26 protein-coding genes are annotated in these 25,145 nt (G+C 61.0%); 2 read left to right on the forward strand and 24 right to left on the reverse strand.

What is annotated here, in order from left to right:
* Window positions 1-336: 336 nt before the first annotated feature.
* The 13 genes from D8U61_RS22120 to D8U61_RS22180 all read right to left on the reverse strand — a co-directional run bounded on the left by D8U61_RS22120 (window position 337) and on the right by D8U61_RS22180 (window position 10,517).
* Entirely contained in the window at window positions 337-1,128 is a 792-nt protein-coding gene (locus D8U61_RS22120) for a TatD family hydrolase (protein WP_101156243.1), read from the reverse strand.
* 15 nt (window positions 1,129-1,143) lie between these two features.
* On the reverse strand, window positions 1,144-1,500 hold the full coding sequence (locus tag D8U61_RS22125; RefSeq protein WP_016770983.1) for a PilZ domain-containing protein: 357 nt from the start codon (window positions 1,498-1,500) through the stop codon (window positions 1,144-1,146).
* A 42-nt stretch (window positions 1,501-1,542) separates the two neighbouring features.
* The gene (locus tag D8U61_RS22130; RefSeq protein WP_073472277.1) at window positions 1,543-2,526 is read right to left on the reverse strand and encodes a DNA polymerase III subunit delta'; all 984 of its coding nucleotides are present in this window, start codon (window positions 2,524-2,526) and stop codon (window positions 1,543-1,545) included.
* Entirely contained in the window at window positions 2,519-3,151 is a 633-nt protein-coding gene (gene tmk / locus D8U61_RS22135; RefSeq protein WP_016770985.1) for a dTMP kinase, read from the reverse strand. The genes D8U61_RS22130 and tmk overlap by 8 nt, the downstream gene beginning before the upstream one ends.
* A 19-nt stretch (window positions 3,152-3,170) precedes the next feature.
* On the reverse strand, window positions 3,171-4,352 hold the full coding sequence (gene mltG / locus D8U61_RS22140; RefSeq protein ID WP_016770986.1) for an endolytic transglycosylase MltG: 1,182 nt from the start codon (window positions 4,350-4,352) through the stop codon (window positions 3,171-3,173).
* A gap of 3 nt (window positions 4,353-4,355) precedes the next feature.
* Window positions 4,356-5,171, reverse strand: coding sequence for an aminodeoxychorismate lyase (pabC, locus tag D8U61_RS22145; protein ID WP_125926404.1), 816 nt, complete (start codon window positions 5,169-5,171; stop codon window positions 4,356-4,358).
* Window positions 5,171-6,415 (reverse strand): beta-ketoacyl-ACP synthase II, encoded by a 1,245-nt coding sequence (gene fabF, locus D8U61_RS22150; protein ID WP_038860467.1) that lies wholly within the window; start codon window positions 6,413-6,415, stop codon window positions 5,171-5,173. The genes pabC and fabF overlap by 1 nt, the downstream gene beginning before the upstream one ends.
* Before the next feature lie 108 nt (window positions 6,416-6,523).
* Window positions 6,524-6,760, reverse strand: a complete 237-nt coding sequence (gene acpP / locus D8U61_RS22155) for an acyl carrier protein (RefSeq protein ID WP_003175607.1) — start codon at window positions 6,758-6,760, stop codon at window positions 6,524-6,526.
* Between the two features lie 196 nt (window positions 6,761-6,956).
* On the reverse strand, window positions 6,957-7,700 hold the full coding sequence (fabG, locus tag D8U61_RS22160) for a 3-oxoacyl-ACP reductase FabG (protein ID WP_016770989.1): 744 nt from the start codon (window positions 7,698-7,700) through the stop codon (window positions 6,957-6,959).
* Between the two features lie 16 nt (window positions 7,701-7,716).
* Window positions 7,717-8,655, reverse strand: coding sequence for an ACP S-malonyltransferase (gene fabD, locus D8U61_RS22165; RefSeq protein WP_110601710.1), 939 nt, complete (start codon window positions 8,653-8,655; stop codon window positions 7,717-7,719).
* 123 nt (window positions 8,656-8,778) lie between these two features.
* Window positions 8,779-9,789, reverse strand: coding sequence for a phosphate acyltransferase PlsX (plsX, locus tag D8U61_RS22170; RefSeq protein WP_083387041.1), 1,011 nt, complete (start codon window positions 9,787-9,789; stop codon window positions 8,779-8,781).
* A 4-nt stretch (window positions 9,790-9,793) separates the two neighbouring features.
* Window positions 9,794-9,976 (reverse strand): 50S ribosomal protein L32, encoded by a 183-nt coding sequence (gene rpmF, locus D8U61_RS22175; protein WP_003179396.1) that lies wholly within the window; start codon window positions 9,974-9,976, stop codon window positions 9,794-9,796.
* 13 nt (window positions 9,977-9,989) lie between these two features.
* The gene (locus D8U61_RS22180) at window positions 9,990-10,517 is read right to left on the reverse strand and encodes a YceD family protein (protein ID WP_003204262.1); all 528 of its coding nucleotides are present in this window, start codon (window positions 10,515-10,517) and stop codon (window positions 9,990-9,992) included.
* A 105-nt stretch (window positions 10,518-10,622) separates the two neighbouring features.
* Between D8U61_RS22180 and D8U61_RS22185 the strand changes: the two genes are divergently transcribed.
* Window positions 10,623-11,201 carry a nucleoside triphosphate pyrophosphatase gene (locus D8U61_RS22185; protein ID WP_130927669.1) on the forward strand — a complete coding sequence of 193 codons (579 nt, stop codon included), beginning with the start codon at window positions 10,623-10,625 and terminating at the stop codon, window positions 11,199-11,201.
* Between the two features lie 86 nt (window positions 11,202-11,287).
* Here the strand turns inward: D8U61_RS22185 and sppA are convergent, their stop codons facing one another.
* The 3 genes from sppA to rluC are packed head-to-tail and all read right to left on the reverse strand — an operon-like array spanning window position 11,288 to window position 13,910.
* Window positions 11,288-12,277 carry a signal peptide peptidase SppA gene (gene sppA / locus D8U61_RS22190; RefSeq protein WP_071173216.1) on the reverse strand — a complete coding sequence of 330 codons (990 nt, stop codon included), beginning with the start codon at window positions 12,275-12,277 and terminating at the stop codon, window positions 11,288-11,290.
* A 24-nt stretch (window positions 12,278-12,301) separates the two neighbouring features.
* Window positions 12,302-12,964, reverse strand: a complete 663-nt coding sequence (locus D8U61_RS22195) for an HAD-IA family hydrolase (RefSeq protein WP_041479448.1) — start codon at window positions 12,962-12,964, stop codon at window positions 12,302-12,304.
* Window positions 12,951-13,910, reverse strand: a complete 960-nt coding sequence (gene rluC / locus D8U61_RS22200; protein ID WP_016770994.1) for a 23S rRNA pseudouridine(955/2504/2580) synthase RluC — start codon at window positions 13,908-13,910, stop codon at window positions 12,951-12,953. Before rluC ends, D8U61_RS22195 begins: the two co-directional genes overlap by 14 nt.
* Before the next feature lie 699 nt (window positions 13,911-14,609).
* Between rluC and rne the strand changes: the two genes are divergently transcribed.
* Window positions 14,610-17,897 carry a ribonuclease E gene (gene rne, locus D8U61_RS22210; protein WP_130927670.1) on the forward strand — a complete coding sequence of 1,096 codons (3,288 nt, stop codon included), beginning with the start codon at window positions 14,610-14,612 and terminating at the stop codon, window positions 17,895-17,897.
* 191 nt (window positions 17,898-18,088) lie between these two features.
* On the opposite strand, the gene D8U61_RS22215 is transcribed toward rne, so the two are convergent.
* The 8 genes from D8U61_RS22215 to D8U61_RS22250 form a co-directional block, all read right to left on the reverse strand.
* Window positions 18,089-18,685 carry a nucleotidyltransferase family protein gene (locus D8U61_RS22215; RefSeq protein ID WP_130927671.1) on the reverse strand — a complete coding sequence of 199 codons (597 nt, stop codon included), beginning with the start codon at window positions 18,683-18,685 and terminating at the stop codon, window positions 18,089-18,091.
* On the reverse strand, window positions 18,682-19,662 hold the full coding sequence (locus D8U61_RS22220) for an XdhC family protein (RefSeq protein ID WP_016770998.1): 981 nt from the start codon (window positions 19,660-19,662) through the stop codon (window positions 18,682-18,684). Before D8U61_RS22220 ends, D8U61_RS22215 begins: the two co-directional genes overlap by 4 nt.
* Window positions 19,662-21,983: a xanthine dehydrogenase family protein molybdopterin-binding subunit gene (locus D8U61_RS22225; protein ID WP_130927672.1), complete on the reverse strand. Its 2,322-nt coding sequence runs from the start codon at window positions 21,981-21,983 to the stop codon at window positions 19,662-19,664. Before D8U61_RS22225 ends, D8U61_RS22220 begins: the two co-directional genes overlap by 1 nt.
* Window positions 21,980-22,450, reverse strand: coding sequence for a (2Fe-2S)-binding protein (locus tag D8U61_RS22230; protein WP_130888446.1), 471 nt, complete (start codon window positions 22,448-22,450; stop codon window positions 21,980-21,982). Before D8U61_RS22230 ends, D8U61_RS22225 begins: the two co-directional genes overlap by 4 nt.
* Before the next feature lie 249 nt (window positions 22,451-22,699).
* Window positions 22,700-23,719, reverse strand: a complete 1,020-nt coding sequence (murB, locus tag D8U61_RS22235; RefSeq protein WP_130927673.1) for a UDP-N-acetylmuramate dehydrogenase — start codon at window positions 23,717-23,719, stop codon at window positions 22,700-22,702.
* Complete coding sequence (locus D8U61_RS22240; RefSeq protein WP_130927674.1) at window positions 23,716-24,180, reverse strand: low molecular weight protein-tyrosine-phosphatase; 465 nt, start codon at window positions 24,178-24,180, stop codon at window positions 23,716-23,718. The genes murB and D8U61_RS22240 overlap by 4 nt, the downstream gene beginning before the upstream one ends.
* Window positions 24,180-24,944: a 3-deoxy-manno-octulosonate cytidylyltransferase gene (kdsB, locus tag D8U61_RS22245; RefSeq protein ID WP_024013932.1), complete on the reverse strand. Its 765-nt coding sequence runs from the start codon at window positions 24,942-24,944 to the stop codon at window positions 24,180-24,182. Before kdsB ends, D8U61_RS22240 begins: the two co-directional genes overlap by 1 nt.
* Window positions 24,941-25,126 (reverse strand): Trm112 family protein, encoded by a 186-nt coding sequence (locus D8U61_RS22250; protein WP_003179363.1) that lies wholly within the window; start codon window positions 25,124-25,126, stop codon window positions 24,941-24,943. The genes kdsB and D8U61_RS22250 overlap by 4 nt, the downstream gene beginning before the upstream one ends.
* Window positions 25,127-25,145: the final 19 nt, after the last annotated feature.

The raw sequence follows: 25,145 nt of genomic DNA on the forward strand, positions 1-25,145 counted from the left end.
AGGGTCAAAATTCGAAGCCGCGTATTATGCCTAACTTGCGCAAAAAAGCACGGTTCATCGACCAAATCTGTGTTTCTTGTTCATTTCGAGAACGAATCGGGTGCAATGAGAACTCAACTGAAGCAAACGTATTCCAAATTTGTTTAAAAACCCCGACCGGCTCACTGGACTGCACGCCAGACTGATCAATACTTGAACTGTCGGGCGACATCTCCCCCAAGTGTCGTGCCGGTAAAGGTACCAACGGACCGCGTGCCTTTGTTTTACTCCTAATGGTCTTAACCCGGATTCACCCCCCAGAACCCGGGTTTTTTTTGCCTGCGATTTGGCCAGCCGTCACAGGGCAGATTTAACACTCGCCAGCGGGAACAGACGCTTGAAGTTCTCTGTGGTCTGCTCGGCAAAGCGCTCGTAGTTCTCACCACGCAACATCGCCAGAAACTCCGCCACTTCGCGCACGTACTGCGGCAGGTTCGGCTTGCCGCGATACGGGATCGGCGCCAGGTACGGCGAGTCGGTTTCCACCAGCAGGCGATCGGCCGGCACTTTGCTCGCCACGTCACGCAAGGCGTCGGCATTGCGGAACGTAACAATGCCCGACAGGGAAATGTAATAACCCATGTCCAGCGCCGCTTTGGCCATGTCCCAGTCTTCGGTGAAGCAATGCAACACACCGGCCTGAGGCAACGCCGCTTCGCGCAGCAGTTCGAGGGTGTCGGCACGCGCGCCGCGAGTATGGATGATCACCGGTTTGCCGGTCTGCTGCGCCGCTTGCAGGTGCAGGCGAAACGACTCCTGCTGCAACTCGGCAGCTTCGGGCTCGTAGTGATAGTCGAGACCGGTTTCGCCGATCGCCACCACTTTCGGGTGATTGAGTTCGTGCAGCAGCCAGTCCAGCGCAGGTGCCGCGCCCGGCTGCACATCCAGCGGATGCACGCCGACCGAGCAATCGACGTCGTCATAACGCTCGGCGAGGGCTTTGACGTCGGCGGCGTTGTCGGCGCTGACGCCGATGCACAGAAAATGTCCGACCCCACGCTCGCGGGCCGCAGCGAGTGCGGCATCCAGCGAGCCGTCATGGGCGGCGAGGTCGAGACGATCAAGGTGACAATGGGAATCTACGAGCATAAAAAGGACTGCAACTTACATCGTATGAGTGGGACGGTCGGATTTCAGCGCTCCGGCCAGATGAGTTTCGATGCGACTGCGCGCGGTGTCGTCGCCGTCGTTGAATTGCACGCCGACACCGGCGGCGCGATTGCCTTGTGCGCCTTTGGGGGTGATCCAGGCGACTTTGCCGGCGACGGGAATTTTTTCCGCTTCATCCATCAGGTGCAACAGCATGAACACCTCGTCGCCCAACCGGTAGCTTTTGTTGGTCGGGATGAACAGGCCACCATTCTTGATGAACGGCATGTAGGCGGCGTAAAGCACCGACTTGTCCTTGATGGTCAGGGACAAGATGCCGTTACGCGGCCCCGGGCTGACAGGTTCAATCATGTTCACCTCCACTGCTGATCTTCAGAGTCTAGGTACACATTCTTATCTTTGACCAGGCAATCCCACCCATTGCACCAACAATGCTTCCAGCAACAGGGCCGGATTGAGGTTGGCCTTGCTCAACACTTTCTGCCGTTGGGCGAGAATCCAGTCCTGAATATCCAGCACTTTGCCCTGCGCGCTCTTTTGGGCCAGGTACTGCACGACCTTGCGCATATCGGCCAGGCCGAGGCCGCCTTCGTCCTGAGTCAGTTGATAGCGCAGGATCAGGCTCGACCAGTCGCAGAACCAGTCGAACAGACGCAACATCGGAATGCTTTTCCACTCTTCCGCCAGTTGCGTCGGCGATTGCTGGCCCTTGAGCAACTTCTTCACGCCTTCGACCACTTGCGCGCGCTGTTCACGCACACCTTGCGATTGCAGGCTGACCGCCATCAACGGCGAGCCGGCGGCCAGCGTCAGCAGTTCGACGCGTTCGTCTTCCGCGCAATCCGGCAGCGCCTGGGCAAGCCATTGCAGGCTCATCGCCTCGCCCGGCAGCGGGCAGGCCTGCTGCACGCAACGGCTCTTGATGGTTGGCAATAAACGGCTGGGCTGGTGGCTGACCAATAGCAGCACGGTATCGCCGGACGGCTCTTCAAGGCTTTTGAGCAAGGCGTTGGCAGCGTTGATATTCATCGACTCGACCGGCTCGATCAACACCACTTTGCGCCCGCCGAGCTGCGCAGTCTGCACGACGAAACTGACCAGATCACGAACCTGATCGACCTTGATCGCCTTGTCCGCCTCTTCCGGCTCCAGGATGTAATTGTCCGGATGACTGCCGGCCTTGAGCAGCAAGCAGGATTTGCACTCGCCGCACGCCTCAGGCGTAGGACGCTGACACAGCAGGCTGGCCATCAGGCGTTCGGCCAGAGCACGCTTGCCGATCCCGGCCGGACCGTGCAGCAAGTACGCGTGGGCATGCTGACTGCGTCCGGCCAGTTGCTGCCAGAGGCTGTCCTGCCATGGATAGGCCTCAGCCACGGGCCAGCTCCAGCAGATTCGGCAGCAAGGTGTCCAGCGATTGCTGGACCTTGGCCAATGGCTGACCGGCATCGATGCGCACATAGCGCGAAGGATCGGCTTCGGCGCGCTTCAGGAACGCATTGCGCACGTTTTCGAAAAACGCCCGGCCTTCGAGTTCGAAACGGTCCAGGCGACCACGGGCACTGGCGCGGGCCAGACCGATCTCTACGGGCAGATCGAAAATAAGTGTCAGATCGGGCCGCAAGTCGCCCTGCACGAAAGTTTCCAGGGTGGCGATGCGTTCCAGCGACAAACCACGACCGCCGCCCTGATAGGCGTATGTCGAGTCGGTGAAACGATCACACAGCACCACAGCGCCACGAGCGAGCGCCGGGCGAATCACCTCGGCCAGGTGCTGGGCGCGCGCGGCGAACACCAGCAACAGCTCGGCGTCCGGGTGCATCACTTCGTCGGCCGGGGTCAGCAACACGTCACGAATCCGCTCGGCCAGCGGTGTACCGCCGGGCTCACGGGTGAGCAGCACTTCGATACCGGCGGCGCGCAGGCGCTCGGCAAGGTATTCGCGGTTGGTGCTCTTGCCCGCGCCTTCAGGGCCTTCCAGGGTAATAAACAAGCCAGTCACAGGCAGTCCTTCATCAAAGTCATTGCGCGTTCTGTGGTGCAGCGGCGTCCGGTTCTTGGGCTGGCGCCGGATCTTGCGGCGGCGCTTTCGATGGCACTTCGGGCAGCACCTCGGGCGCGGTGTTCGGCGAGGCCGCCGGAATGGCCTCATCGGTGGCCGGCGCGGTTACTGGTGCCGGGCTGGAACGGTAATCGGCACGGCGCTTGAGCTGGTATTCGCGCACTGCGTTGTTGTGCGCATCCAGATCATCGGAGAACACATGGCTGCCATCGCCACGGGCGACGAAATACAGGCTGCTGCCCTCCACCGGGTTGAGCGCAGCATGAATCGCTTCGCGCCCGACCATCGCAATCGGCGTCGGCGGCAAGCCTGGAATCACGTAGGTGTTGTAAGGCGTCGGCTCTTTCAAATGTGCGCGGGTCAGTTTGCCGGTGTAGCGATCACCGAGGCCATAAATCACCGTCGGATCGGTCTGCAACTGCATGCCCAGCGCCATGCGCCGTACAAAGACGCCGGCAATCTGCCCGCGCTCCTGCGGAACGCCGGTCTCTTTCTCGACCAGCGAGGCCATGATCAGCGCTTGATAAGGTTCGCTGTAAGGCACGTCGGCAGAACGCTGCGCCCACTCTTTGGCGAGCACCTCATCGAGACGATCAAAGGCTTTTTTCAACAGCTCGGCATCGGACATGCCGCGCACGAAGCGATAGGTATCCGGGAAAAACCGGCCTTCCGGGAACAAGCCTTTGTGGCCGATCTTCGCCATGACGTCGCTGTCGCTCAGGCCGGTGAGGGTCTGCTCGAGCTTGTCGTCCTTGGCCAGGGCGGCGCGCACTTGATGGAAAGTCCAGCCTTCGACCAGGGTCAGGCTGTACTGAACCACGTCGCCGCGCTTCCACGAATCGATCAGACCGTTGACGGTCATGCCCGGCTGCATGCGGTACTCGCCGCTGTGAATCGGCGTGCCGGCAAGATTGAAGCGCCAGTAGACGCGCAGCCAGAACGCGTCCTTGATGACGCCATCGGTTTCGAGTTCAAGGAAGGTACGGGTCGGTGTAGAGCCTTTCGGCACATCCAGCAGTTGTTCCTGCGGGATGTTCAGGGGCTGTTCCAGCGCCGAATGAATTTTCCAGGCGCTGGCGCCCAACAGCAGCCCTGCCAGAACCAGTCCGGTTTCCAGCAGCAGCAAAAGTTTACGTCTCACGAATCAAGCATCCAGTAGCGCGCGGGCAATGGTTTGCAGTTTACGGGTGAGCGGGCCAACCGGCCAGCTCAGTGCAGCACAGGCGCGTACCGGCCAGACGCCATAAACGCTGTTGCAGACAAACACTTCATCAACCCATTGCAGCTGTTCGAGGCTGATATCGGCGATTTGCGTGGAGATAGCCAGTGACTCGGCCTGAAACAAAATTTCCGCGCGCATCACCCCAGCGACGCCGCAGCGCTTCAAGTCGGGCGTGATCAAGCCACCGTCGCGCACCAGGAAAATATTGCTGTACACACCTTCGACGACGCGCCCGGCCTGATCAAGCATCAAGCCTTCGGCATGCTCGCTGTCCTGCCACTCGGCGCGGGCGAGTACCTGTTCCAGTCGATTCAGATGTTTGAGCCCGGCCAACAACGGCTGCGTAGATAAACGCGTGTTGCAGGGAAACAGGCGGATGCCGTGCTCGGCATGGGCAGCAGGATAAGCCGCCGGCGGATTGCCTTGCAGAATGCGTCGGCCCTGCGCCGCAGGATCGGGCGCATAACCGCGCAAGCCGTCGCCACGCGTGAGGATGAGCTTGAGCACGCCCTCGCCCATCGCAGCGGCATAGCTGAGCAGCTCATGGCGAACCAGCTCGAGATCGGTCGCAATGGCCAGACGCGCGCAGCCATCAGCCAGACGCGTCAGGTGTCGATCCAGCAGGACCGGCTGTCCACTGCGCACGGCAATGGTCTCGAACAGACCATCGCCGTAAGCCAGGCCGCGATCTTTCAGCGACAGCACGTCAGCCGGTTGACCGTCGACCCAGCTGTCCATCAGCCGGCGAACCGACGGAACGCCAGCGTGCCGTTGGTGCCGCCAAAACCGAAGGAGTTGGACAGCACGACATCGATGTCCATGTTACGCGCGGTGTGCGCAACGAAATCGAGATCGCAGCCTTCGTCCGGTTCATCAAGGTTGATGGTCGGCGGTGCCACCTGGCTGTTGATCGCCAGCACGCTGAAAATCGCTTCGACCGCGCCCGCCGCACCCAACAGGTGGCCGGTCATCGACTTGGTCGAGCTGACGGCCAGCTTGTAGGCGTGATCGCCGAACACCGACTTGATCGCGTTGGCTTCGGCAAGGTCGCCGGCCGGCGTCGAGGTGCCGTGGGCGTTGATGTACTGCACTTGGTCGACGTTGATTTTCGCATCGCGCAGGGCATTGGTGATGCAGCGCGCGGCACCGGCGCCATCGGCGGGTGGCGAGGTCATGTGGAACGCATCGCCACTGGTGCCGAAACCGATCAGCTCGGCGTAGATCGTCGCGCCACGGGCCTTGGCGTGTTCCAGTTCTTCAAGAACCAGAGCGCCAGCACCGTCGGACAGGACGAAGCCGTCACGACCCTTGTCCCATGGACGACTGGCACGGGTCGGCTCGTCGTTGCGGGTCGACAGCGCACGGGACGCGCCGAAGCCGCCCATGCCCAGACCGCAAGCGGCCATTTCCGCGCCGCCGGCAATCATCACGTCGGCTTCGTCGTACATGATGTTGCGCGCCGCCATGCCGATGCAGTGCGTACCGGTGGTGCACGCGGTGGCGATGGCGTAGTTGGGTCCCTGTGCGCCCAGATGGATCGACAGGAAACCGGAAATCATATTGATGATCGAGCCAGGCACAAAGAACGGCGAGATCCGTCGCGGACCGGTCTCGTGCAGGGTGCGGCTGGTTTCTTCGATGTTGGTCAGACCGCCAATCCCCGAACCCATGGCCACGCCAATGCGTTCACGGTTGGCATCGGTGACTTCCAGACCGGCGTTGCGCACGGCTTGAAAGCCTGCGGCGAGGCCGTACTGAATGAACAGGTCGAGCTTGCGCGCTTCCTTGACCGACAGGTATTCCTCGACATTGAAGCCTTTGACCGAACCACCGAAGCGGGTCGAATAGGCAGAAAGGTCGGTGTGTTCGATCAGACCAATGCCACTGCGGCCAGCCAGAATGCCCTGCCAACTGCTCGGCACATCCGTGCCCAGTGGCGACAACATACCCATACCGGTGACTACGACGCGTCTACGCGACACAGCACTCTCCTTTTTCAAATGACGACTTTGCATCAGGCCTAAAGAAAAAACCGCACGCCATGATGGCAGTGCGGTTTTTCCATGACAGCAAGCAACGATTACAAACTGTTACGCCTGGTGGCTGGTAACGTAGTCGATTGCAGCTTGTACAGTAGTGATCTTTTCAGCTTCTTCGTCAGGGATTTCGGTCTCGAATTCCTCTTCCAGAGCCATCACCAGCTCAACGGTGTCAAGGGAGTCGGCACCCAGGTCTTCTACGAAGGAAGCGGTGTTGACCACTTCTTCTTCTTTAACACCCAGTTGCTCGGCAACGATTTTCTTGACGCGCTCTTCGATGGTGCTCATACCTTGTTTTCACTCCTAATGGACAAATTCAGGCAGCTGGCCAGTGGGTAAGTGTATAGAAAGCCTTTTCAGTTTTTCAACTGAAAGCTTCACTCCTCAAACCCTGCGACCCTCTGCCTATAAATAGATTGCAGCTTTATAACGGATTTTAGACAGCTCGTATGACATTTTTTTGAAGCAATCCGTCACATTTTACTTACATGTACATCCCACCGTTCACCGGGATTGTAGCCCCGGTAACGTATGCCGCACCGTCGGATGCAAGAAAAGCGACCACGGACGCGATCTCTTGAGCTTGCCCCAGACGACCCAGCGGAATCTGCGTCTGCAAGGCTTCACGCTGTGCTTCAGGCAGCTCGCGGGTCATATCGGTGTCGATGAACCCAGGGGTTACCGAGTTGACCGTAATCGAACGCGAACCGACTTCACGCGCCATCGCCCGGCTGAAACCTTCCAGACCGGCCTTGGCGGCTGCATAGTTTACTTGGCCGGCGTTGCCCATGGCACCCACCACCGAGCCAATACTGATAATTCGACCCCAGCGCGCCTTGGTCATGCCACGCAAAACGCCCTTGGACAGGCGATACAGACTGTTCAGGTTGGTATCGATCACGTCGTACCACTCGTCGTCTTTCATGCGCATCATCAGGTTATCGCGGGTGATGCCGGCATTATTGACCAGAATCGCCACCGGCGCACCGAACTGCTCCTGAATGCCTGCCAGCACGGCGCTGACCGATTCGTCGCTGGTGACATTGAGTTCGAAACCGGCGCCCTGGATACCGTTTTCCTTCAGGGTCGCGGCAATGCGCTCGGCGCCCGACGCGGAGGTCGCGGTGCCGACAACGATGGCGCCCTGACGACCCAGTTCCAGCGCGATGGCCTGGCCGATACCGCGGCTTGCACCGGTAACCAGTGCAACTTTACCTTGCAGACTCATGCAAGTTTCTCCTGATTCAGGCCTGCGCTGCGCGAGCGGCAGCGAAGGCGTCTGGGGTATTGAGATTGGAAGTCGAAACGCCTTCGGCGCAACGTTTGTTCAGGCCCGCGAGGACTTTGCCCGGGCCGCATTCGACCAGATTGGTCGCGCCCTTGGCGGCCAAAGTCTGCACCGATTCAACCCAGCGCACGGGCTTGTAGAGCTGTTCGAGCAGATCGCGCTTGAGGGTTTCCAGATCGGCTGGCACTTGTGCGCTGACGTTCTGCACCAGCGGGATCTGCGGCGCCTGCCAGTCGATGGCGGCGATGGATTCGGCGAAACGCTCGGCAGCCGGACGCATCAGCTCGCAGTGCGACGGCACGCTCACCGGCAACGGCATGGCGCGCTTGGCACCACGGGCCTTGCAACCCTCGATGGCGCGCTCGACGGCGGCCTTGGCACCGGCGATCACCACTTGGCCCGGCGAGTTGAAATTCACTGCGCTGACGACTTCGCCTTGCGCCGCTTCGGCGCAGGCAGCGAGCACGTCGGCATCTTCCAGACCGAGGATCGCGGCCATGCCGCCCTGCCCGGCCGGCACCGCTTCTTGCATCAACTGACCACGGCGCTCAACGAGCTTGACCGCGTCAGCCAGGCTCAGGCTGCCGGCGGCAACCAGCGCACTGTATTCACCCAGGCTGTGGCCGGCGACAAACGCCGGACGCGCGCCGCCTTCGGCCAGCCACAGACGCCACAGGGCGATCGAAGCGGTCAGAATGGCTGGTTGGGTTTTGTCGGTTTGATTGAGCAGCTCTTCCGGGCCCTGCTGGGTCAGTGCCCACAGGTCATAGCCCAGCGCAGCAGAGGCTTCTTGAAAGGTTTCGAGGATCAGCGGATGTTGCGCGCCCAGCTCGGCCAGCATGCCGAGGGACTGCGAACCCTGTCCTGGAAAGACGAATGCGAGGGAAGCAGACATGTAACAAGCCCCTAATGATCTTGTCGTCGGAAAATAACGCCCCGTTGGGGACGCCAGAAACTGACAGTTTGGATGGCCCTTTGAACCGGGCGGTCACATTTAAGCATTGTCCGACGAAAACGCCTAAGACAACAGTTCCTCCAGACGACCGTGGAGACGCTCGGGCAGGTTCTCCTGAATCTCGATCAGCGCCCGTTGAATGGCACTCTGAAAGCCCTGCACCCCTGCCGATCCGTGACTTTTCACAACGATGCCCTGCAAGCCGAGAAAGCTTGCGCCATTATGTCGCGCCGGGGCCAGATCAGCTTGCAGACGCTTCATCAACGGCAGCGCGAGAGCGCCGACAGCGCGCGAGGCCAAGTTTTTCTTGAACAACGCCTCGATGCGCGCCGCAATCATCGTCGCCAGGCCTTCGCTGGACTTGAGCAGGATATTGCCGACGAAGCCGTCACACACCACCACGTCGGCCTCACCGCGATACAAGCCGTCGCCTTCGATAAAGCCGATGTAGTTGATCCCGCGCGCAGCCTGCAACAGCGTTGCGGCCAGTTTGACCTGCTGATTGCCCTTGATGTCTTCGGTGCCGATGTTCAGCAGTGCCACACGCGGACGGGCAATGCCCAAAGTCTGCGCAGCCACCGAACCCATCACCGCGAACTGCAACAGGTGCTCGGCACTGCAATCGACGTTGGCGCCCAGATCGAGCAACTGGCAATAACCGGTCTGCGTCGGAATCGCCGCAACCATGGCCGGACGATCAATGCCCGGCAATGTCTTCAGCACGAATCGCGACAAGGCCATCAACGCACCGGTATTGCCGGCACTGACACAGGCCTGCACCTTGCCATCGCGCAGCAGTTCAAGGGCTACACGCATCGACGAATCCGGCTTGCCACGCAGGGCCTGAGCGGGTTTTTCGTCCATGGTGATGACTTCGCTGGCCGCAACAATCGTCAGGCGCGCGCGATCGGCAGCCGACTGGCCGTGGATCAGTTCTTCAAGAAGGGAGGGTTGACCGACGAGGGTCAGGTGCAGCGAGGGTGTAGCAGACAGGCAAGCGAGACTGGCCTGAACAATGCTGCGGGGACCGAAGTCCCCGCCCATTGCGTCAATCGCGATGACTTGAGCAGACAAGTGATTACTCGTCAGCGCCCTTGTCGATCACTTTACGGCCACGGTATACGCCTTCTGGCGATACGTGGTGACGCAGGTGAACTTCACCAGTGGTTTTTTCTACAGACAGGGTGCTAGCCTCGAGAGCGTCGTGCGAACGGCGCATGTCACGGGCAGAGCGGGATTTTTTGTTCTGCTGAACAGCCATAATTGATTAACTCCTAAACGTTTGGGTCACGCTTTAACTGCGCCAATACACTGAACGGGTTGGACCGCGTTACCTCGTCCTCGCTCGGTTCGGGCTCATCTGCTCCCGCCGGCTGCTGGCATTCTTCCGGATGATGAGCAGGCACAATGGGCAAGGCGAGCAGAAGCTCCTCCTCGATCAGTGACTGCAGATCCAATGGATCTTCGCCCAGTTCCAGCACGTCATAACCTTTCGGCAACGACTGGGTATTCGCACCCTCCTTCACCACCGCGTAACTGCATTCGCTGTGGATCGGCAGGGTGACCAGCTCAAGACAACGCTGGCAAACCATTTTGACTTCGGTGTCGATAAAGCTGTGGATGACCACAGACTTACGTTCATCTCGTTCAAAAACGAATTTGGCCTGCACCGTACCGACATCGTCGGAAAGCGGGTCGCAGAGTCTCTTCAAATCGGCCAGCAGCAGTTCACCTTGAAGGGTGGTGCCACGGTCAGCCAATTTGCGCGGGTCAACGTGAGGTGGAATCGGGTCATTCAACATAGGCGCAGCATTATAGGGATGCACCCACCCATGTCAAAGGAAATTGTGCCCTGTCCGTCACTTGCGCGCCTCCGCTAGAATCCGCACCTGCCTCAGGAGACGTCCATGCTGCCTTTATTACTCGCTTCAAGCTCGACTTATCGCCGCGAATTGCTCGCCCGCCTGCACTTGCCGTTCGTCTGCAGCTCGCCGGACATCGACGAAAGCCATTGCCCGGGCGAGTCCGCAATCGACCTGGTCAAACGCCTCGCCGAAGAAAAGGCCCGCGCCCTGGCGGACAGCCACCCTGCTCATCTGATCATTGGCTCGGATCAGGTCGCCGTCCTCGGCGAACAGATCATCGGCAAGCCGCACACCTTCGAGAAGGCTCGTGAGCAATTGATGGCGGCGAGCGGCGCGAGCGTGACCTTCCTGACCGGTCTGGCGCTGCTCAACAGCCAGACCGGGCAATGCCAGGTCGACTGCGTGCCGTTTACCGTGCACATGCGTCAGCTGGATCCGGCGCGCATCGAACGCTACCTGCGCATCGAGCAACCGTACGACTGCGCCGGCAGCTTCAAGGCCGAAGGACTGGGCGTGAGCCTGTTTCAATCGACCGAAGGCCCGGATGCCACCAGCCTGATCGGCCTGCCGCTGATTCGCCTTATCGATATGTTGTTGGTCGAGGGTGTGCAAATCCCTTGAAAGCAAAAGATCGCAGCCTTCGGCAGCTCCTACACCGATTGTGCAAGAGCTGCCGTTGACCTGCGATCTTCTGACCTTGAAACAATTTACCGCAACGAAGGCCCGTGAAAACCCATCCACATCGCCAACTGCTCGGCCACGCTGGCGCCGAGCTTTTTCGAGAAGCGATCAAACGGCGATTCCTGCACGGTGAAGTCCACCAGCTCCTTCTCGCCAATCACATCACGCGCCACCGAACTGGCACTGCCCAAGCCATCGATCAGGCCCAGCGGCAGCGCCTGCTCACCCGACCAGACCAGTCCGGAAAACAGCTCCGGATGCTCTTTGTCCTTCAGGCGATCACCACGACCCTGCTTGACGCTGTTGATGAACTGCTTGTGCGTGGTGTCGAGCACGCTTTGCCAGAAGGCGGTTTCTTCAGGCTTTTGCGGCTGGAACGGATCCAGGAATGCCTTGTGCTCGCCCGAGGTGTAGGTGCGACGCTCAACCCCGAGCTTTTCCATGGTGCCGACAAAACCGTAACCCGCTGCTGTCACGCCGATCGAGCCGACCAGACTGGCCTTGTCGGCGTAGATCTGATCCGCCGCGCTGGCGATGTAATAGGCGCCCGAAGCACCAAGATCGGAAATCACTGCGTAGAGCTTGATCTCTGGATGCAGGCCACGCAAACGCTTGATCTCGTCATAGACATAACCGGACTGCACCGGACTGCCGCCCGGACTGTTGATGCGCAGGACCACGCCCTTGACCTTCTTGTCTTCGAACGCCGCGCGCAGGCTGCCAACGATATTATCGGCGCTGGCCGGTTCCTTGTCGGCGATTACGCCGTCGATCTCGATCAACGCCGTGTAGTTCGGGCCGCGGGTGGCGCTTTTTTCCATGTCCATCAGCGGGGTGAACAGCAGCAGCGCAACAAACAGATAAACAAACGTCAGCAGCTTGAAGAAAATCCCCCAGCGCCGCGAACGGCGTTGTTCCTGCACGCCGGCCAGCAAAGTCTTTTCCAACAGCTTCCAGCTTTTCGCGTCACCGTCGTCGGCACTTGCCTTGGCCGGTGCTTTCCATTCGTCGGTCATGCCATCTACCCCAGCAAAAACGTATTAAGCCCGCTGACCCAGCCAGGCGTGCAATTGAGAAAAACGGTCGATCGACAGGCGTGGCTCGAACTGCTGCAGGGACTCGATCGATTGCGCGCCATAACTGACCGCCACCGAATCCATCCCCGCGTTGCGCGCCATCAGCAGATCGAACGACGAATCACCGACCATCAACGCCTGCTCCGGGCGTACGCCGCAGTGGCTGACAATCTGCTCAAGCATCAGAGGGTGTGGCTTGCTGGCAGTTTCATCGGCCGCGCGGGTGATATCGAAATAATCTTCCCAGCCATTGGCCTTGAGCACCCGATCCAGTCCGCGACGATTCTTGCCCGTCGCTACCGCCAGGTGATAACCCTGCTCGCGAAACGATGCCATCGACTCGACCACGCCCTCGAACAGCGGCGAAGGCACGGCTTCGGCAGCGATGTAGTGATCGGCGTAGTACTCGCGAAACGCGAGCATTTCTGCGTCGCTGATTTCGGGATATAGGGTGCGAATCGCTTCCGGCAAGCCGAGACCGATGATGCCTTTGACGGCGAAGTCATCGCGCAGCTCGAAACCGGAACGCCCGGACGCCGAGTGCATCGCCTCGACGATCCGATGAATGGAATCGGCGAGGGTGCCGTCCCAGTCGAAAATCAACAGCTTGTAATCAGATGGGCGCACTCAATCGCTCCACGGTCTTGGCCCACATTTCATCGACGGGCGCTTGCAGATTCAGCTTGCCGCCGTCGGGCAGCGGCACGGTCAGCATGTAGGCGTGCAGGAACAGGCGCTTACCACCCAGATCGCGGATTTCCTTGGTGAAATCCTCGTCGCCATACTTACTGTCACCGGCAATGCAATGGCCAGCATGCAAGGTGTGCACGCGAATCTGGTGGGTACGACCGGTAACCGGTTTCGCCTCGACCATGGTGGCAAAATCGCCGAAGCGGCGCAGCACCTTGAACAGCGTCAGGGCTTCTTTGCCTTCATCGTTAACTTCGACCATGCGCTCGCCGGAGCGCAGATTGCTCTTGAGCAACGGTGCGCGAACCTGCTTGATCGAGGTTGCCCAGTTGCCACGGACCAGCGCCATGTAGCGCTTGTCGACGCCGTCGCCGCGCAACTGCTCGTGCAGATGGCGCAACATGCTGCGCTTCTTGGCGATCATCAGCAGGCCGGAGGTGTCACGGTCGAGACGGTGAACCAGCTCCAGCTCCTTGGCGTCGGGGCGCAACTGACGAAAGGCTTCGATCACGCCGAAATTCAGCCCGCTGCCGCCATGCACCGCAATGCCGGCGGGCTTGTTGATCACGATCAGGGCTTTGTCTTCAAAGACGATCGAGGCTTCCAGGCGCTGCAACAGCCCCTGGGCCAGCGGCACCGGTTCGTCGCGCTCAGGCACGCGAACCGGCGGCACGCGCACGATATCGCCGGCCTGCAGCTTGTATTCGGGCTTGATCCGACCTTTGTTCACGCGCACTTCGCCTTTGCGCAAAATGCGGTAAATCAAGGTCTTGGGCACGCCTTTGAGCCGGGCGAGAAGAAAGTTGTCGATTCGTTGGCCGGCATACTCCGGCGAGACTTCAAGCAGTTGAACGCCTGGAGTCGAAGGGGCAGTAGTTGTCATGCCGCGGATGATAACAATTTTTATGGAATTGAAGCACTTAATCATTGCTGCTATAGTCGCGAACGCCGCCAAAAGCGGCCTGGACAGCGGAACCACGGTCAAAGACCGGCCCTGACCAACGCAATTCACCAGGGCGCGAGGCCGTCCTACGGGGCTTTCGCTACGTAACGGTGGAGTTTGCGGTTGTAACAAGCGCAGGTGACATGAGGCCTGAATTACACCGCCGAGCAGAGTTCTCACTCGCCCGGCAGGCAACATTCAAGGCCAGTTCACAAAGTGCAGTCGACTGCGAATGACCCCGAGCGATTGCTTCGGAAACATCGCCTGAATTAGCCATGATGCGTGACCTCCCCTTTCGGAGCTCACGGTAAATGCCAACCCGCTGCGGATTCTGCGCGCGGCAGCACCCGAATTATCAGGGATACGTGTAGGGTGGAGATGCACAACCGCCGGACTGTGTAGCAACAAGCTTTGATCAAGACGCTTCATCTCGTCCACAGCCGCTGGTTGATTCCTCCTCCTGACTGAGTGCTTAAGTAGCCACAGCAAGCAGGACGCGTACGTCGCGGTATCGGCCCAATTGGCCGCACATCGCTGGACACGGGAATGGCCAACCACTCCCGACGCACCTGACACCGACCGTGAGAAGTCGTGTGTGCCGAACGCCGTTTCCGGCAGCCCGGAAACCGACGGTACTACATGAAAAGAATGCTGATTAACGCAACTCAACCCGAAGAGTTGCGTGTTGCACTGGTAGATGGCCAGCGCCTCTACGACCTGGACATCGAATCCGGTGCACGCGAGCAGAAGAAGGCCAACATCTATAAAGGCCGTATCACTCGCATCGAACCAAGCCTTGAGGCTGCCTTTGTCGATTTCGGCTCCGAGCGCCACGGCTTCCTGCCCCTCAAAGAAATCTCCCGCGAATACTTCAAGAAAGCCCCCGAAGGCCGCGTCAACATCAAGGACGTCCTGAGCGAAGGCCAGGAAGTCATCGTGCAGGTCGAGAAAGAAGAACGTGGCAACAAGGGCGCCGCCCTGACCACCTTCATCAGCCTGGCCGGTCGTTACCTCGTACTGATGCCGAACAACCCGCGTGCCGGCGGCATCTCCCGTCGCATCGAAGGTGAAGAGCGCAACGAACTGCGTGAAGCGCTGAACGGTCTGGTCGCTCCGGCCGACATGGGTCTGATCGTGCGCACTGCCGGCCTGGGCCGCAGCAGCGAAGAAATGCAGTGGGACCTCGATTACCTGCTGCAACTGTGGACCGCCATCAAAGAAGCCTCGCTGGATCGCTCCGCGCCTTTCCTGATCTACCAGGAAAGCAACGTGATCATCCGCGCCATCCGCGATTACCTGCGCCAGGACATCGGCGAAGTACTGATCGACAGCGTTGAAGCCCAGGACGAAGCCCTGACATTCATCCGCCAGGTGATGCCGCAGTACGCCAGCAAGATCAAGCTATACGAAGACAGCGTGCCGCTGTTCAACCGTTTCCAGATCGAAAGCCAGATCGAGACCGCATTCCAGCGCGTCGTCGAACTGCCTTCCGGCGGCTCCATCGTCATCGATCCGACCGAAGCCCTGGTGTCCATCGACATCAACTCGGCGCGCGCCACCAAGGGCAGCGACATCGAAGAAACCGCCCTGCAGACCAACCTTGAAGCCGCCGAAGAAATCGCCCGTCAGTTGCGCCTGCGCGACATCGGCGGCCTGATCGTCATCGACTTCATCGACATGACCCCGGCCAAGAACCAGCGCGCCGTGGAAGAGAAAGTCCGCGAATGCCTGGAAGCTGACCGCGCCCGCGTGCAGATCGGTCGCATCTCGCGTTTCGGCCTGCTGGAAATGTCCCGTCAGCGCCTACGTCCATCGCTGGGCGAAAGCAGCGGCATCGTCTGCCCGCGTTGCAACGGCACCGGCATCATCCGTGACGTTGAATCGCTGTCGCTGGCCATTCTGCGCCTGATCGAAGAAGAAGCCCTGAAGGACCGCACCGCCGAAGTTCGCGCGCAAGTGCCGATCCCGGTCGCTGCGTTCCTGCTCAACGAAAAACGCAACTCGATCACCAAGATCGAACTGCGCACCCGTGCCCGTATCGTCATTCTGCCGAACGATCACCTCGAGACGCCGCACTTTGAAGTTCAGCGTCTGCGTGACGACAGCCCGGAAGCCGCGACCAACCAGTCCAGCTACGAAATCGCTGCCGCCGCTGCCGAAGTCGAAGAAGTCCAGCCAGCCGCTGCGACTCGCACTCTGGTTCGCCAGGAAGCTGCAGTGAAAACCGCGCCGGCCCGTGCCAATGCACCGGTGCCGACTGAAGTTGCACCTGCCGCACCTGCTCCTGCACCGGTTGCCGCACCTGAGCCTAGCCTGTTCAAGGGCCTGGTGAAGTCGCTGGTCAGCCTGTTCGCCACCAAGGAAGAGCCAGCCGCACCGGTCGCGGTTGCGAAACCGGCTGCCACCGAGCGTCCTGCCCGCAACGAAGAGCGCCGCAACGGTCGTCAGCAGAGCCGCAACCGCAACGGTCGCCGCGATGAAGAACGCAAGCCGCGCGAAGAACGTGCTCCACGTGAAGAGCGCGCACCACGCGAGCCGCGCGAAGAGCGCCAGCCACGTGAAGCCCGCGAGCCGCGTGAAACCCGCAGCGAAGCGCCGGTAGCCCGCGAAGAGCGCGCACCACGTGCCCCGCGTGAAGAACGTGCACCGCGCGCCCCACGTGAAGATCGCAAGCCGCGTGGCGAGCGTGAAGAACGCGTGCGTGAACTGCGCGAGCCGCTGGACGCCGCGCCAGCCGCAGCCGCAGCCGTTGCTGCCGTAACCGCTGAAGAGCGTCCGGCCCGTCAGCCACGCGAAGAACGCGCCCCGCGTCCGCCGCGTGAAGAGCGTCAACCGCGTGCCGAGCAGGCCGCTGCTGCCGTCGCTGAAGAAGAAGTGAACAGCAACAACGAAGAGCAACTGCCGGAAGACGGTCAGGACAACGCCGAAGGCGATCGTCCACGTCGTCGCTCCCGTGGCCAGCGTCGTCGCAGCAACCGTCGCGAGCGTCAACGTGATGCCAACGGCAACGTGATCGAAGGTTCGGAAGAATCCGAGTCCGCTGAAAACGCTGGCGAGCCAAGCACTGCCGATCTGGCCGCTGGCCTGGCCGTCACCGCCGCCGTTGCCAGCAGCACCATCAGCGCTCCGGCAGAAGCCCAAGCCCACGAGCAGGCTGAACGCGCCACCGCCGCCACACTGGAAACTGCTCCAGTCGAAGCGCCGGTTGTCGAAGCCACCACTCCAGTGGTAGTGACTGCTGCACCGGAAATCGAAGTCGCCCCGGTCCGCGAAGCTCAGCCTCAGGTTGAAGCGCCTGACGAGCCGGAAGCTGTCGTTGAAGCGCCAGTTGCTGAATCCGAACCAGCGACCGAAACCGTCAGCGAAAACGTGACCAAAACCGTGCGTGAAGTTCGCGAAGAGCAGACTGCGTTCAACTGGGTTGCCGAGCCAGCCGTCACTGAAACTCCAGCGCCAGTCGCTGAAGCCGAAGTACCGCAGGCCATGGTTTCCGAACCAGTGGTTGTAGCGGCCGAACCGGCTCCAGAGCCAGTGGTTGAAGCACCAGCTGTCGAAGCACCAGTTGCAAAAGCTCAGGCCGAAGAAGCGCCAGCCGCAGTCGAAGCGCCAGCGCCAGTGGTTGAAGCGCCGGCTCCGGTCAGCGCCCTGACGCCAAACGGCCGTGCGCCAAACGACCCGCGTGAAGTGCGTCGTCGCAAGCGTGAAGCCGAGCGTCTGCAGAAGGAAGCCGAACTGGCTGCCGCTGCAGCGCCAGTGGCTGCCGAACCAGCCGCTGCGGCTGAAGTGGTCGAGGCAGCCCCTGCCCCGGTCGCGGAAGAAGCATCGGTAGAATCGGTGATCGCTGAAGCACCACGCTCCGTTCAGGACGCGGTTGAACAGCGCGAAGAAGCCCAGGAAAAAGAGCACGAGCCTAAACCACTCGTGTAATTCCTGAAGCCAATATAAAGCCCCGCCTGGTGAAAGCCTGGCGGGGCTTTTTATTACCTGAAATACCGGCATCATCCACAACCTTTGTGGGAGCGAGCCTGCTCGCGAAAGCGCTGGGTCAGACAATATTCATGTAACTGAACCAGCGCATTCGCGAGCAGGCTCGCTCCCACAAGGAATTTCAACACGGCTCAGGGCTGAGGAAATACCAAAGATTCAGGCACATCGATATCCCACAACACCCCCGGATCATCCACCGCCACTTCCACCACCCTACCCTGCGCAAACAACGACCGCGCACCACGATCACCGGTCAGCGCCTGCAACTGCGCGCCAAACGAACGGCCAAACCCCACCGGATGACCAAACTCGCCATCCAGCACCGGCACGCTCACCGCGTCATCAGCCATCGCCGCGAGCACTCGCTCGATACTCGAAGGCAAGATAAACGGCATATCGCCGAGCACAATCAACCAGCCATCAGCGCCCGGGCAAGCGGCAACACCTGCGGCAATGCTGTCGCCCATGCCGGTCGATTCGATCGACACCACGTCGCAGCCGTAAGCCTGAGCCATGCGCATCGCCTGCGGTCGCGCTTCAGTGGTGACCAGAACGCGCTTGGCGAGACTGGCCGGCAGGTTCACCAGCACCTGTTCGATGACCGAGCGCACGGCGCCGTCACGCCCGGTGCAATCAGTGAGCAATTTGTCTTTGTCGGGGCCGGCGATCTGGCGAAAGCGTTTGCCCTCGCCCGCCGCCAGCACAATCACTGCGATGGATTGGCTCATGCACCCTCCAGCGGTTTTTTCTGTTTCAGCTCCACACCGTTCTTGATCGCAACAATTTCCGCCAGCAAGGACAAGGCGATTTCAGCCGGCGAATGACTGCCGATGTGCAAGCCGATCGGTCCGTGCAGGCGATCAATCGATGCTTGCGACAAGCCTAGCTGAGCGAGGTTTTCCCGGCGCTTCTGGCTGTTGACCCGCGAGCCGAGCGCGCCGACATAGAACGCCGGCGAGTCGAGCGCAGTGAGCAAGGCCATGTCATCCAGACGTGGATCGTGAGTCAAGGCGACAATCGCTGTGCGCTCGTCGGTCTGGATGTTCAGCACAGCCTCATCCGGCATGCCGGGGACGAAACGGCCATGCTGCTCTTCCCAGCCGTAAACGAACTCGGTTCGCGGATCGCAGATCAGCACTTCGAAATCCAGCAGCCGCGCCATGTCGGCGACGTAGCGCGACAACTGCCCGGCACCGATCAGCAACAAGCGCCAGCGCGGACCATAAATCGCTCGCAGAGTCTTGCCGTCGAACACCAGCGAATCGGACTTGCTCGCCGGAGCCAGCCGCACCTCGCCGGTTTCGATGTTCAGTTCTCGAGCAACGATTTCATGATTTTCGCAACGCTGCAGCAGCTCGGCCACCCACGCGGGGTCACCGACGCGCTCTTCGGTCAGGCGCAGGGTGCCACCGCAAGGCAGACCGAAACGCGCGGCCTCCTCGCGGGTCACGCCATAAGTGATCATCTGCACCGGCGGGCCGTCGGTGGCGATGCGGCCGTCGTGCAGCCGCGCGATCAAGTCATCCTCGACACAGCCGCCCGACACCGAGCCGATCACCACGCCGTCCTCGCGCAAGGCGAGCATGGCACCGGGCGAGCGCGGCGCAGTGCCCCAGGTCTGCACCACGCTGAACAGCACCACCCGCTGTCCGGCGCGGCGCCACTCGAGGACGCTGCGCAGGACGTTGAGATCGACGCTGTCCATTACGCTTGCGCCTTCTGCCAGCCCTGCAACTGATACCGCACCGGCAGATTGCGGATGCGCTTGCCGGTGGCGGCGAAGATCGCATTGCACAGCGCCGGGGCAATCGGCGGCACGCCCGGCTCACCAACGCCACCCAACGGCACGTCACCCGGCGGCGTCACCAGATGCACCGCGACTTCCTTGGGCGCCAGCGACATGCGCGCGACCTCGTACATATGGAAGTTGTCCTGCTGGACCTTGCCTTCCTTGAAGCTGATCTCACCGAGCACAGCGTTGCCCAGGCCCATGACACACGCACCTTCGAACTGCGAACGGATGCGCTCAGGGTTGATCTGCGGCCCGCAGTCCACGGCGATGTCGGCCTTGTGCACGATCAGCGAACCGTCGTCCTTGACCTCGACTTCAATCACCGCCGCCACATAGGTGACGAAGCTGTAATGCACCGCCAGACCGAGACCACGACCCTTGGGCAGTTTGCGCCCCCAACCGGCGGCCTTGGCGGCAGTTTCCAGCACCGTGCGCATGCGCCCGGTGTCGATCGGATAACGCTCAGGCGATTCGCCGTAATTCCACTCTTCGCTCAAGGTGCGTGGATCGATCTGCCGGTCCGGGCCGAGCAATTTGATCTGGTACTTGAGCGGATCTTCACCGGCCTTGTGCGCCAGTTCGTCGACGAAACTCTGAATCGCGAAGCCGTGGGGAATGTTCGATACTGAGCGATACCAGCCGACGCGGGTGTGTACCTTGGCTTCGGGGTTTTCCAGGCGCACGTTGGGAATCGCATAGGCCATGTTGGTAAAGCCCATGCCCAGCTCGAACGCCGCCTCATGGTTCATGTCCGGCGCAAACAACGCGGTGATGCTCGGCGCCACGGTGCGATGCAGCCACCCGGACGGCATGCCGTTCTTGTCGATGCCGGCCTTGAGATATTCCGCCGACACGGTGTGGAAATACGAATTGTGGATGTCGTCTTCGCGGGTCCACTGCACCCGTACAGCCTTGCCCGGGAACTCCTTGGCGAGAATCGCCGCTTCAACGACGAAGTCCGGTTTCGACTTGCGCCCGAAACCACCGCCCAGCAATGTCACATTGAAGGTGACCTTTTCGAACGGGACGCCCAGGCGTTCGGCGATGCGCTCACGGGTGACCTGCGGTGCCTGACTCGGCGCCCAGGCTTCGCAGACGCCGTCCTTGTAACGGGCGATGGCAACCATCGGTTCCATCGGTGCCTGCGCCAGATGCGGCAGGTAATACGACGCTTCGAGAGTGCTGGCAGCGCCGCTCAAGGCCTTGTCGATATCACCGGTATTGCGCACCACTTTGCCGGCCTTCAGCGACGCGGCTTCGAGTTCCTTGCGATAGGCAATCGAGTCATAACTGGCATTCGGGCCGTCGTCCCACTCGATCTTCAGCGCCTCGCGGCCCTTGATCGCCGCCCAGGTGTTGCTGGCCACAACCGCAACGCCGCCCAGTGGCTGGAACTCTGACGGCAATGGCCGACCTTCGATCTGCATGACTTTTAGCACGCCGGGGACTTTCAGCGCGGCGCTGTCATCGAGGCTTTTGACCTTGCCGCCGTACACTGCCGGGCGAGCGATAGTGGCGTAGAGCATGCCGTCGAAATGCACGTCGGCGCCGTACACTGCGCGGCCATTGACGATGTCGGCACCGTCGATGGCCTTGGTGCCTTCCTTACCGATGTAGCGAAACTCCGACGGCTGCTTGAGTCGCAGGCTGTCACGCGCCGGTACTGCCAGCGCACTGGCGGCAGCGGCGAGTTCGCCGTAGCCCAGTTCACGGCCGGACGGTTTGTGAATGACCTTGTGCAGTTGCGCATGGCATTCGCCAACCGGCACTATCCACTGCGCAGCAGCGGCCTGTTCGAGCATGGTCCGCGCGGCGGCGCCACAACGCCGCATCGGCTCGTACCAGTGACGCATGCTGCGCGAACCATCGGTGTCCTGGTTGCCGAAGCGCACTTCGTCGCCCGGCGCCTGCTGCACTTTGACCTGCGCCCAATCGGCCTCAAGTTCATCGGCAACCACCATGCTCAGGCTGGTGCGCACGCCCTGGCCCATTTCCGAACGGTTGCACACCACGGTGACGCTGCCATCGGCAGCAATGCTCACGTAGACCTTGGGATCGTCGATCCAGCCATTCGGCATGCCATCGGCGCCAAACTTCTTCGCAGCGTCATCGGCCAGCGCATCCTGCCAGCCCCAGCTCGCGGCGAGGACCAGCGCGCTGGTGGCGCCGACGCCTTTGAGAAAACCACGGCGGCTGAGGTTGCTCAGGGCGAAATCATTCGGGACGCGGCTCATGCCTTCACCCCCTTCAGTTGGGTGGAGGCCTGGCGGATCGCGGTTTTGATCCGGTTGTAAGTACCGCAGCGGCAGATATTGCCGACCATGGCTTCTTCGATCTGCTCGTCGCTCGGGTTGGGGTTGGTTTTCAGCAGAGCGGTGGCCGACATGATCTGCCCGCCCTGGCAATAACCGCATTGAGCCACGGCGCTGTCGAGCCAGGCTTGCTGCACGACCTGGCCTACCGGGTCGGCGTGGAGATTGTCGATGGTGGTGACGTTCTGGCCGATCACCGAGCCGATCGGCGTGATGCAACTGCGTGCCGGCAAGCCGTCGATATGGATGGTGCAGGCGCCGCACAGGCCCATGCCGCAACCGAATTTGGTGCCGTTGTAACCGGCGATGTCACGAATCGCCCACAACAGCGGCATGTCTTCGGTGACATCGAGGGAGTGGTCTTGACCGTTGAGTTTCAGGGTAATCATGGGCACGCCCGCATATTTTTTAGTGGTTATGGGGTCGAGCAATCTGCCGCCGGAAAATCAGCGGTGGGTTCGCGCAGATCGACTCAGGCTAATCAGGCTCTCTTGCGCCGACGGGAACGTCTGCACCGGGCCTTTGGGTGGAGCAAATGGTTGGTATCGTTAGCTCGCTAAGTTAACCCAGCATTAACAAAAAAGCCCTGCACTTTTTCATCAGTGCGGGGCTTTTGATGGCGTCAGGCAAGCGTAGCCTCAATACCGATTGGGCTCCATTTCCAGTTCGACATGAAACCGTTCGGCGATGTCTTTCTGGATACGTTGCGCCAGGTCGAGCAGTTGCAGGCCGGTGGCCGTGCCGTAGTTGACCAGCACCAGCGCCTGCAACTTGTGCACGCCGGCATCGCCGTCGCGAAAACCTTTCCAGCCGGCGCGTTCGATCAGCCAGCCAGCGGCCAGTTTCATCTGCCCATCCGCTTGCGGGTAAGCCACCAGATCCGGGTGCTGCGCTTTGATCTGCGTGACGACAGCGGCGGGCACCAGCGGATTCTTGAAGAAGCTGCCGGCATTGCCGAGCACCGCCGGGTCCGGCAGTTTTTCACTGCGGATGCTGCAGATGGCGCGGCTGACGTCGCTGGGCGTCGGCTGCTCGATGCCCTGCTCGCTCAGGCGCTGACGGACCGGGCCGTATTCCAGATGCAGGTGCGCGGCGCGATCAAGCTTGAAGCGCACCCGCAGGATCAGCCAACGTCCCGGCTGCTGCTTGAACACACTGTCGCGGTAGCCGAAATTGCACTGCTCCAGGCTGAAATCCCGCAGCTCGCCGCTCTCGCGATCCAGCGCAGTCAGGCCGGTAAACACGTCCTTGATCTCGACACCATAGGCGCCGATGTTCTGCATCGGCGCGGCGCCGACGGTGCCGGGAATCAGGCTGAGGTTTTCCAGCCCGGCAAAACCCGCGGCCAGCGTGTGCTGCACGAACGGATGCCACGGTTCGCCCGCTTCCGCCTCGACCACCACGCGACTGCCATCGTCGCTGAGCACGCGGATGCCGCGCGTGGCCATGCGCAATACCAACGCCGCAATATCCGCCGTGAGCAGCAAGTTGCTGCCGCCGCCGATCACCAGCAACGGCACGTCATGGGAAGCGGCATAGGCCAGCGCTTCGCGGACATCGTCATCACTGCGGGCTTCGGCAAACAGCTGCGCGCGCACATCGACGCCAAACGTATTGAAGGCCTGCAACGATACTTGCGGTTGGACCTGCAAACTCATAAACGGCCCTTCACTTCGATCAGCAACTGGTCGCAGGCCGCTTCGATCAGATCGAGCACCTGCTCGAAACCCTGATCACCGTCGTAATACGGATCCGGCACTTCATCGACCAGCCCGGAATAACGACGCAAAAACAGATCCAGCTCGGCTCTGCCGGTGGACGGCTGCAGGGCCTTGAGATTGCGCAGATTGCTGTTGTCCATGGCGAGAATCAGGTCGTAGCTGGCGAAATCGGCCCGGCTGACCTGCTGCGCGCGTTGCGTCGACAGGTCATAACCGCGCACTTTCGCCGCGGCCTGGCTGCGCTTGTCCGGCGGGTTGCCGACGTGCCAGTCACCGGTGCCGGCGGAGGCCACTTCGACCACATCGGCCAGCCCGGCTTCACGCAACTTGTGGCGCAACACGCCTTCAGCGGTGGGCGAACGGCAGATGTTGCCCAGGCACACAAACAGAACGCGCATCAGGCCCCCAGCAGGCGACGAACCCGCTCAAGGTCTTCAACGGTGTCGACACCGGTCGGCGGCGCGATCAGCGCGTCGGCAACATGGATACGCACGCCGTGCCACAAGGCACGCAGTTGCTCAAGGGATTCGGTATTTTCCAGCCAGCACGGCCCCCAGCTCACGAAGTCGTGGAGGAACCCGGCGCGATAGGCATAAATACCGATGTGGCGGCGATAGGGCACGCCTTCTGGCAGCTGCTCGCGGCTCTTGGCAAATGCATCGCGTGCCCATGGCAAGGTCGCGCGGCTGAAAGTCAGCGCGAGGCCGTTGATGTCGCTGGCGACCTTGACCACGTTGGGGTTGAACAGGGTCTCCACGTCTTCGATCGGCTCAGCCAGCGTGGCCATGCGCGCTTCGGTGTGGGCAGCAAGGTTGGCGGCGACCTGGTCGATCACGCTTGGCGGAATCAGCGGCTCATCGCCCTGGACGTTGACCACGATCGCATCAGGCGCAAGGCCCAGTTTAGCCGCGACCTCGGCCAGACGATCAGTGCCGGAGTTGTGATCTTCACGGGTCAGCACCACTTCGGCGCCAAAGCTTTTGCATGCCTCGACGATGCGTGCATCGTCAGTTGCAACAACGACGCGGGTCGCGCTGCTTTTGCTCGCCTGTTCCCAGACATGCTGGATCATCGGTTTGCCGGCAATATCCAGCAACGGCTTGCCCGGCAGACGGGTCGAGGCGAACCGCGACGGGATGACAACGGTGAAGGCTGTGGTCATTTATCCAGACGCTCGTCGGTGGTCAGGGTGCGCGCTTCGCTTTCCAGCATCACCGGGATGCCGTCGCGGATCGGATAGGCCAGACCGGCGCCCTTGCTGATCAGTTCGGTCTTGTCGGCGCTGAGCTTGAGTGGGCCTTTGCACACGGGGCAAGCGAGGATGTCGAGCAGTTTGGTGTCCATGAACATTCCCAGAAATAAA

The sequence above is a fragment of the Pseudomonas sp. Sample_14 genome (genome assembly GCF_004307515.1).
Taxonomy (GTDB): domain Bacteria; phylum Pseudomonadota; class Gammaproteobacteria; order Pseudomonadales; family Pseudomonadaceae; genus Aquipseudomonas; species Aquipseudomonas atacamensis.

Bases quoted from the DNA above. Each gene is read 5' to 3' on its own strand.
- D8U61_RS22215 (WP_130927671.1), bottom strand. From the start codon at position 18,685: ATGAGCCAATCCATCGCAGTGATTGTGCTGGCGGCGGGCGAGGGCAAA.
- rpmF (WP_003179396.1), bottom strand. From the start codon at position 9,976: ATGGCTGTTCAGCAGAACAAAAAATCCCGCTCTGCCCGTGACATGCGC.
- D8U61_RS22230 (WP_130888446.1), bottom strand. From the start codon at position 22,450: ATGATTACCCTGAAACTCAACGGTCAAGACCACTCCCTCGATGTCACC.
- D8U61_RS22120 (WP_101156243.1), bottom strand. From the start codon at position 1,128: ATGCTCGTAGATTCCCATTGTCACCTTGATCGTCTCGACCTCGCCGCC.
- D8U61_RS22180 (WP_003204262.1), bottom strand. From the start codon at position 10,517: ATGTTGAATGACCCGATTCCACCTCACGTTGACCCGCGCAAATTGGCT.
- D8U61_RS22250 (WP_003179363.1), bottom strand. From the start codon at position 25,126: ATGGACACCAAACTGCTCGACATCCTCGCTTGCCCCGTGTGCAAAGGC.
- rluC (WP_016770994.1), bottom strand. From the start codon at position 13,910: ATGACAACTACTGCCCCTTCGACTCCAGGCGTTCAACTGCTTGAAGTC.
- kdsB (WP_024013932.1), bottom strand. From the start codon at position 24,944: ATGACCACAGCCTTCACCGTTGTCATCCCGTCGCGGTTCGCCTCGACC.
- murB (WP_130927673.1), bottom strand. From the start codon at position 23,719: ATGAGTTTGCAGGTCCAACCGCAAGTATCGTTGCAGGCCTTCAATACG.
- D8U61_RS22185 (WP_130927669.1), top strand. From the start codon at position 10,623: ATGCTGCCTTTATTACTCGCTTCAAGCTCGACTTATCGCCGCGAATTG.
- fabD (WP_110601710.1), bottom strand. From the start codon at position 8,655: ATGTCTGCTTCCCTCGCATTCGTCTTTCCAGGACAGGGTTCGCAGTCC.
- sppA (WP_071173216.1), bottom strand. From the start codon at position 12,277: ATGACCGACGAATGGAAAGCACCGGCCAAGGCAAGTGCCGACGACGGT.
- pabC (WP_125926404.1), bottom strand. From the start codon at position 5,171: ATGGACAGCTGGGTCGACGGTCAACCGGCTGACGTGCTGTCGCTGAAA.
- D8U61_RS22125 (WP_016770983.1), bottom strand. From the start codon at position 1,500: ATGATTGAACCTGTCAGCCCGGGGCCGCGTAACGGCATCTTGTCCCTG.
- D8U61_RS22225 (WP_130927672.1), bottom strand. From the start codon at position 21,983: ATGAGCCGCGTCCCGAATGATTTCGCCCTGAGCAACCTCAGCCGCCGT.
- acpP (WP_003175607.1), bottom strand. From the start codon at position 6,760: ATGAGCACCATCGAAGAGCGCGTCAAGAAAATCGTTGCCGAGCAACTG.
- rne (WP_130927670.1), top strand. From the start codon at position 14,610: ATGAAAAGAATGCTGATTAACGCAACTCAACCCGAAGAGTTGCGTGTT.
- D8U61_RS22240 (WP_130927674.1), bottom strand. From the start codon at position 24,180: ATGCGCGTTCTGTTTGTGTGCCTGGGCAACATCTGCCGTTCGCCCACC.
- fabG (WP_016770989.1), bottom strand. From the start codon at position 7,700: ATGAGTCTGCAAGGTAAAGTTGCACTGGTTACCGGTGCAAGCCGCGGT.
- D8U61_RS22220 (WP_016770998.1), bottom strand. From the start codon at position 19,662: ATGGACAGCGTCGATCTCAACGTCCTGCGCAGCGTCCTCGAGTGGCGC.